The following is a 7516-nucleotide window of genomic DNA, read 5'->3' as shown; positions in this document are numbered from 1 at the left end:
CGACCCGACCAGCCGCTGCTCGCCGTGTACCGCCGCGGCCCGCTGCGGGTGGCGCTCGCCGCGGCCGCTGCCGGCGGGCGGGTGCGCGACGTCGTCGCCCGGCTGCGGGTCGAGCGCGTGCCGGTCGGGGAGGCGTCGCTCGACGTCGACACCCCGGCCGACCTGCGCCGCGCACTGCACCTGCTCGCTCCGTAGGGTGCTGACCGTGCGAGCGATCACGATCAGCGAACCCGGCGGCTCCGACGTCCTGCGGCCGGCGGAGGTGCCGGACGCCGTGGCCGGGCCGGGCGAGGTGCTGGTGCGGGTCGCGGCCGCGGGTGTGAACCGCGCCGACCTCATGCAGCGCCAGGGTGCCTACGCGCCGCCGGTCGGTGCGTCGCCGTACCTCGGGCTCGAGGTGAGCGGCACGGTCGAGGCGCTGGGCGAGGGCGTCTCGGGCTGGGCGGTGGGCGACGAGGTGTGCGCGCTGCTCAGCGGCGGCGGGTACGCCGAGCTGGTGGCGGTGCCGGCCGGCCAGCTGCTGCCGGTGCCCACCGGGCTCGACCTGGTCGACGCGGCCGCGCTGCCCGAGGTCGTGTGCACGGTGTGGAGCAACGTCTTCATGACCGCGAACCTGCAGCCCGGCGAGACGCTGCTCGTGCACGGGGGCGGCAGCGGCATCGGCACCATGGCGGTGCAGCTGGCGACGGCGGCGGGCGCCCGGGTGGCCGTGACCGCCGGGTCGGCCGAGAAGCTGGCGTTCTGCCGGTCGCTGGGCGCCGAGGTGCTGGTGAACTACCGCGACGAGGACTTCGTCGAGCGGCTGCACGCCGCCACCGACGGCCGCGGTGCCGACGTCGTGCTCGACACGATCGGTGCGAAGTACCTGGCGCGCAACGTCGAGGTGCTGGCGGTGAACGGCCGGCTGGTGGTGATCGGCCTGCAGGGCGGGCGGAAGGCCGAGCTCGACCTCGGTGCGCTGCTCATGAAGCGCGCGGCGGTGATCGCGACGTCGCTGCGGCACCGCCCGCTCGGCGAGAAGGCGGCCGTCGTCGCCGCCGTCCGCGAGCACGTGTGGCCGCTCGTCGAGGCCGGCCGCGTGCGCCCGATCGTGCACGAGCGGCTGCCCCTGGCCGAGGCCGCCCGCGCGCACGACGTCCTCGAGGCGTCGTCGCACACCGGCAAGCTGCTGCTGACCGCCTAGCCCTCAGCCGAGGCCGGGCACGACCTGCACCTTGCGGCAGTCGCCGGAGCGCAGCACCGTCAGCGCCTCGGGGTAGGCCGGCAGCGGCAGGCGGTGGCTCACCAGGGTGGCGGTGTCGACCGCGCCGGCGGCCAGCAGGCCGAGTGCGCGCTCGAACGAGTAGGCGAACGACTTCGAGCCGACCAGCCGGATCTCGCGGTCGAACAGGTCGTAGGGGCTGAGCGGCACCCGCGCGCTCGGTGCGGCCACCCCGAACTGCAGGTAGGTGCCGCGCCGCGCGACCCGTCCGATCGCGTCCTCGATGGCCGCGGGGTGGCCGGTGGCGTCGACGACGACGTCCCAGCCCTGCGGCCGGTCGAGCTCGGCGGCGCTGGTCGCCGTCGCCGCGGCACCGAGGGCGCTCGCGACCTCGAGCTTGGCCGGCAGCACGTCGACGACGTCGACCGCGGCGGCGCCGACGCGCTGCAGCAGCTGCGTCATCAGCAGCCCCATCGTGCCGGCGCCGACGACCAGCACCCGCGCGCCGAGCACCTCGGCGACCCGGCCGAGCGAGTCGAGGCCGTGCACCGCGCAGCTGACCGGCTCGACGAGCGCCGCGTCGGCGGTGCCGACCCCCTCGGGCAGGTGGATCGCGTTGGTGGCCGGCACCAGCACGAGGTCGGCGCAGCCCCCGTCGCGCGTCTCGCCGATCCCCTGCCGGTCGGTGCACTGGTTGTCGCGGGCCGCCCGGCAGGCGGCGCACACGTGGCACGGCAGCGCCGGGTCGACGGCCACCCGGTCGCCCACGACGTGCGTCCGCACCTCCCGCCCGACCGCGACGACCTCGCCGGCGACCTCGTGCCCGGGCGTGAACGGGAACGGCAGGTCGAGCTCGCCCGACAGGAAGTGCAGGTCGGTGCCGCAGACACCCGCCGCGGCCACCTGCACCACGACGTCCGTCGGACCGGGCACCGGGTCGGGACGCTCGACGAGCTGCACGACGCCGGGGGCGGCGAAGACGACGGCCTGCACGGGGACCTCCTGGGACGACGGGTGCGGACGCGGGTCGTCCCCGCTCCGTCGCACGCGGAGCGGGGACGACCTCGTGGCCAGGCGCGGCCGGGTGGGACGGCTACTGCTGCGCCTGGGCGACCTTCTCGGCGAGCGGCTGCGCCTGGTCGAGCGCCTGGTCGACCGTGGTCTTGCCGGTCATCGCCTCCGAGATCATCTGCGTGACCTCGGTGCCGAGGTCGGCGAACTCCGGGATGTCGACGAACTGGACGCCGACGGTCGGCCGGGGCTGCGCGCCCGGGTCGTTGGGGTTCGCGGACTCGATGGACTTCAGCGTGATGTCGCCGAACGCCGCCGACACCTTCTGGTACTCCGGCAGCGAGTAGGTGCTCGCACGCTTGCCCGACGGCACGCGCGACCAGCCGAGCTTCTCGCCCGACAGCTTCTCGTAGTCCTTGCTCGTCGCCCACAGCATGAACTTCGAGGCGGCGTCCGACTTCTTCGTGGTCTGCGGCATCACCCACGCCCAGGTCCACAGCCAGCCGGACGGCTTGTCGACGGCCTCGGTGGGCGCCCACGCGTAGCCGACCTTGCCGGCCACCTCGCTGGACGCCGGGTCCTCGACGCTGCCCGCGGCCGACGTCGCGTCGTACCACATGGCGGTCTTGCCCTGGCCGAACGAGCTGAGGCACTGGGTGAAGCCGGCCTGCGCGGCACCGGGCTCGCCGTGCTTGCGCACCAGGTCGACGTAGAAGTTCACGGCCTTCTTGAACTCCGGCGCGTTCACCTTCGCCTGCCAGTCCTTCGTGAACCAGGTGCCGCCGAAGGTGTTGACGACGGTGGTGAGCGGGCCGCCCTGCTCGCCCCAGCCCGGCAGCCCGCGCAGGCAGATGCCCTTCATGCCCGGCTCGGCGCCGTCGACCTTCGCGGCCAGGTCGGCGACCTGGGTCCAGGTCGGGTGCTCGGGCATGGTCAGACCCTTGGCCTTGAACACGTCCTTGCGGTACATGAGGAACGAGCTCTCGCCGTAGAACGGCAGGCCGTACAGCTTGTCGTCGCTGGTGAGCGACGCGGTGATCGGCTTCAGCAGGTCGGCGCGGTCGTAGCTGCTGTCCTTGTCGGCGTACGACCCGACCTCGTGCAGCCAGCCGTTCTTCGCCCAGATCGGCACCTCGTACGCGCCGACGGTGGCCACGTCGTACTGGCCGGCCTTCGTGGCGACGTCCTGGGTCACCTTGTCGCGCAGGCTGTTCTCGTCCAGCACGGTGTAGTTGACCTTGATGCCGGTGTCCTTGGTGAACGTGTCGGCGGTGATCTTCTGGATGTCGGTCATCTGCGGGTTGCTCACCATGAGCACGTTGATCGACTGCGCGCCGCCGCTGCTGCCGGCGCTGTCGCTGCCCGCACCGGCGCCGCTGCAGGCGGTGGCGACCAGCGCCACCGCGATGCCGGCTGCTGCGGTCGTGGCCGCACGTCTGCTGGACCTGGGCACGCGGTCTCCTTCGTCGTCGTCGACGCTCCGCCGCGTCCGCGACGTCGCCCGCTCAGCGTCGCCGCGGCTGACACCGGTGTCAAGACACGGTGCGCAACGATCTGGACGGGGTCGGCGCCGCCCGGGCGACCGAGGTGGTTTCCTGTCCGTCGTGTCCACCATGCGTGAGGTCGCGGCCCACGCCGGCGTCAGCCTGAAGACGGTCTCCCGCGTGGTGAACGACGACCGCTACGTCTCCGACGAGCTGCGCGAGCGCGTGCGGCGCGCGGTCGTCGAGCTGCAGTACGTGCCGAACACCGTGGCTGTCACCTTCCGCCGCGGGCGCGACGCCGCGATCGGGGTCGCCGTGCCCAGCGTCGGCGATCCCTTCTTCGCCGCCGTCGTCGAGGCCGTCGAGGGCGAGGCCCGCCGGCGCGGCTACGCCGTGATCGTCACCAGCCTGGGCAACCTGCCGGACGACGAGCGGCCGGCGATCCTGGCGCTGCTGCAGCGGCAGGTGGTCGGGCTGATCGCCACCCCGACCGACCCCGACCAGTCCTACCTGCGCAGCTGGCAGCCGCGCACCGCGATGGTCTTCATCGACCGGCTCCCCGGGCAGATCCGGGCCGACACGGTGCGGCAGGACGACGAGGCGGGCGGGTACCAGGCCACCGCCCACCTGCTCGAGCACGGGCACCGACGGGTCGCCTTCCTCGGGGACGACGACGGCTTCCGCACCACGGCGCTGCGGCTGGACGGCTACCGGCGGGCCCTGCGCGAGGCCGGCGTCGACGACGACCCGGCGCTCGTCCGGCTCGGCGACATCGGGGTCGACGCCCTGACCGCCGAGGTCGACGCCCTGCTGGGCGCCGACGACCCGCCGTCCGCGGTCTTCTCCTCGAACGCCCGCGCGACCCGGTCGTTCCTGCACGCGCTGCACCGCCTCGACCGGCACCCGGCCTACGTCGGGTTCGGCGACTTCCCGATGGCCGACCTGCTGAGCCCGTCGGTGACCGTCGTCGACCAGGACCCCGAGGCCATGGGCCGGATCGCCGTCGAGCGGCTGTTCGACCGCCTCACCGACCCGGATCGCCGGCTGCGCCGCACCGTGCTGCTGCCCGTGCAGCTGATCGGTCGCGGGTCGTGCGGCCCGGGCTGCTCGCTGCGCTGACCGGGCCGCCCGCCCTGCTGCCCGCTTGACGCGCCACCTGCATACCGCGTATACCTGCACGTCAGACGCACCATACTCGGTATAGGGGGTTCGACCGTGTCAATCCGGCAGGGGATGCTGGCGCTGCTCGCCGAGCAGCCGATGTACGGCGCGCAGCTGCGCGCGCAGTTCGAGCGGCGCACCGGCGGCACCTGGCCGCTGAACGTCGGGCAGGTCTACACGACGCTGGCCCGGCTCGAGCGGGACGGGCTGGTCGAGGGCGCCGGTGCGGCCGACGCCGACGGGCGCATCCAGTACCGCCTCACCGCCGAGGGCGACGAGGAGGTGCGCCGCTGGTGGCGCACGCCGGTCGACCGCGCCGACCACCCGCGCGACGAGCTGGCGATCAAGCTCGCGCTGGCCGTCACCGTGCCCGGCGTCGACGTGCCGGGGGTGCTGCAGACCCAGCGCACGCAGACGCTGCGCGGCCTGCAGGACCTCACCCGGCTCAAGCAGCGCGCCTCCGCGCAGGACGACCTCGCCTGGCTGCTGGTGCTCGACAACCTCGTCTTCGCCGCCGAGGCCGAGGTCCGCTGGCTCGACCACGTCGAGGCGAGCCTGCTCCGGCGCGCCCGCACGGCCTCGGCCGTGCCGGCCGTCGACCTCGTGCACCCGGCCGACGACGTGCGCCTCGACGCCGGCGCGCCCGACCGCACCGAACAGCCGGCCAGGTCGCGGCGTCCGGCCCGGGGCGGTGCGCGATGACCGCCACCGTCACCAGCAGCGCCACCGGCACGACCGGCACCGCGCCCGTGCTCGAGCTGCGCGACGTCAGCCGGGTGCACGGCGAGGGCGAGACGGCGGTGCACGCGCTGCGGCACGTCGGCCTCGCCGTCCGGCCCGGTGAGCTGGTCGCCGTCATGGGACCGTCCGGCTCCGGCAAGTCGACGCTGCTCACGATCGCCGGTGGGCTCGACAGCCCGACGTCCGGCGAGGTGCTGGTCGAGCAGCGGCCGCTTTCCGGGCTGTCCCGGGCCGAGACGGCCGCGCTGCGCCGCCGCTCGCTCGGGTACGTGTTCCAGGACCTCAACCTCGTGCCGGCGCTGACCGCCGTCGAGAACGTCATGCTGCCGCTCGAGCTCGACGGGCAGCGCACCTCGCAGGCGCGCCGGCAGGCGCTCGCCGCCCTCGACGAGGTGGGGGTCGCCGACCTCGCCGAGCGGTTCCCCGACGAGATGTCGGGCGGCCAGCAGCAGCGCTGCGCCATCGCCCGCGCGCTGGTCGGCGACCGCCGGCTGGTGCTCGCCGACGAGCCGACCGGGGCCCTCGACTCCGAGACCGGCGAGGCCGTGCTGCGCGTGCTGCGCGCCCGGGTCGACGCCGGGGCGGCCGGCCTGCTGGTCACGCACGAGGCCCGGCACGCCGCCTGGGCCGACCGCGTGGTCTTCCTGCGCGACGGCGTCGTGGTCGACACCACCGGTGACTCGCGCGGCCCCGAGCAGCTGCTGGGCGACGGCTCGTGAGCGCCCGGACGTCCGCAGCCGGCTGGCGGGTGGCGCGTCGCATCGCGCTGCGCGAGCTGCTGCGCAACAAGGCCCGCAACGCGCTCGTCGTCGTGCTGGTCGGCGTGCCGGTGCTGCTCACCACGCTCGTCGCCACCGTCTACGCGACCGACCAGGTGTCCGCCGTCGAGAACCTGCCGTTCGTGCTGGGCACGACGCAGGCCGAGCTGAAGCCGCAGGGCCGCCAGCCGGTGCAGCAGGACGCCACGCTCGGCAACTTCGGCCCGGCCCCCGACGCGGCCGCGCCCGCCCCGGGCGCGGTCGAGCGCGACTGGACGCCGGCGGAGATGCAGCGGCTGACCGGCGGCAGCGTGCTCGAGCTGCGCGAGGCCGGCACCGCCGTCCGCACCGAGCGCGGCCGGCTGCAGGCCAACCTGCTGCTGCGCGACACCGCCGACCCGCGGCTGGCTCCGACGCTGCGGCTCGTCGACGGCCGGCTGCCCCGGTCGGACGGCGAGGCCCTGGTCTCCCGCAGCCTCGTCGCCCGCGGCTTCGGCGTCGGGCACGACGTCACCGTGGGCGCCGCGACCCTGCGCGTGGTCGGTGTGTCCGACGCCTCGAGCGAGGGGTTCGCCCGCTACACCGTCGTGGCCCGGCCCGGCGCGGCCGTCGGCGAGGTCAGCACCCTGTCGCCGCGCTACCTGCTCGACCGCCCGGCCCCCGTCACCTGGGCGCAGGTGCGCGAGCTGAACCGCGCGGGGCTCCTCGTGCTGTCGCGGGCCGTCGTCGAGCACCCGCCGGCGACGACCCCCGTGGACGGCGGCGGGGGCGACGCACAGGCCCGGGCGGTGCTGGTGCTGCTGGTGTTCTCGATCGTGCTCGAGGTGGTGCTGCTGGCCGGGCCGGCCTTCGCGGTCGGTGTGCGCCGGCAGCAGCGACAGCTCGCCCTGCTGGCCGCCGCCGGCGCGACGCCGCGCGACGTGCGCCGGGTCGTGCTCGCACAGGCCCTGCTCTCTGGCGTGCTCGCGTCCGTCCTCGGCAGCGCGCTCGGGGTGGCGGCCGCCGCGGTGACGGTGCGGGTGCTGCCCGCCCTGAGCCCGACCACGGTGCTCGGACCGTTCGACGTCGACTGGCGCTCGACCCTCGCCGCGAGCGCGCTGGGGGCGCTCGCGTCGCTGGCCGCCGCCGCCCTCCCGGCCCGCACGGCGGCCCGGCTCGAC

Annotated in this window: 7 protein-coding genes and 1 pseudogene; 6 read left to right on the top strand and 2 right to left on the bottom strand. The window is 75.1% G+C overall.

The window, feature by feature from the left end:
• Positions 1-195 (top strand): annotated as a pseudogene (locus ACYVI6_RS17400) (hypothetical protein); the annotation flags it as partial.
• Between the two features lie 10 nt (positions 196-205).
• Entirely contained in the window at positions 206-1183 is a 978-nt protein-coding gene (locus ACYVI6_RS17395) for an NAD(P)H-quinone oxidoreductase (protein WP_460447574.1), read from the top strand.
• 3 nt (positions 1184-1186) lie between these two features.
• Here the strand turns inward: ACYVI6_RS17395 and ACYVI6_RS17390 are convergent, their stop codons facing one another.
• Together ACYVI6_RS17390 and ACYVI6_RS17385 are read right to left on the bottom strand one after the other, a co-directional pair.
• Positions 1187-2194 (bottom strand): alcohol dehydrogenase catalytic domain-containing protein, encoded by a 1008-nt coding sequence (locus ACYVI6_RS17390; RefSeq protein ID WP_460447573.1) that lies wholly within the window; start codon positions 2192-2194, stop codon positions 1187-1189.
• A 100-nt stretch (positions 2195-2294) separates the two neighbouring features.
• On the bottom strand, positions 2295-3665 hold the full coding sequence (locus ACYVI6_RS17385; RefSeq protein WP_460447572.1) for an ABC transporter substrate-binding protein: 1371 nt from the start codon (positions 3663-3665) through the stop codon (positions 2295-2297).
• Between the two features lie 160 nt (positions 3666-3825).
• Here ACYVI6_RS17385 and ACYVI6_RS17380 point away from each other — a divergent pair, with 160 nt between their 5' ends.
• The 4 genes from ACYVI6_RS17380 to ACYVI6_RS17365 all read left to right on the top strand — a co-directional run.
• Positions 3826-4815, top strand: a complete 990-nt coding sequence (locus ACYVI6_RS17380) for a LacI family DNA-binding transcriptional regulator (protein WP_460447575.1) — start codon at positions 3826-3828, stop codon at positions 4813-4815.
• Between the two features lie 96 nt (positions 4816-4911).
• The gene (locus tag ACYVI6_RS17375; protein WP_460447571.1) at positions 4912-5559 is read left to right on the top strand and encodes a PadR family transcriptional regulator; all 648 of its coding nucleotides are present in this window, start codon (positions 4912-4914) and stop codon (positions 5557-5559) included.
• On the top strand, positions 5556-6317 hold the full coding sequence (locus tag ACYVI6_RS17370; protein WP_460447570.1) for an ABC transporter ATP-binding protein: 762 nt from the start codon (positions 5556-5558) through the stop codon (positions 6315-6317). Before ACYVI6_RS17375 ends, ACYVI6_RS17370 begins: the two co-directional genes overlap by 4 nt.
• The coding region (locus ACYVI6_RS17365; RefSeq protein WP_460447569.1) for an FtsX-like permease family protein at positions 6314-7516 on the top strand (1203 nt) is incomplete at its 3' end. The genes ACYVI6_RS17370 and ACYVI6_RS17365, both read left to right, overlap by 4 nt.

This window comes from Angustibacter aerolatus (assembly GCF_054776675.1).
Note: the sequence above shows the minus strand (reverse complement) of the source record. Positions and strands in the feature narration are given on the sequence as shown.

Excerpts from the sequence above, each read along its gene's own strand:
- ACYVI6_RS17380 (WP_460447575.1), top strand. The coding sequence starts at position 3,826 with ATGCGTGAGGTCGCGGCCCACGCCGGCGTCAGCCTGAAGACGGTCTCC.
- ACYVI6_RS17370 (WP_460447570.1), top strand. The coding sequence starts at position 5,556 with ATGACCGCCACCGTCACCAGCAGCGCCACCGGCACGACCGGCACCGCG.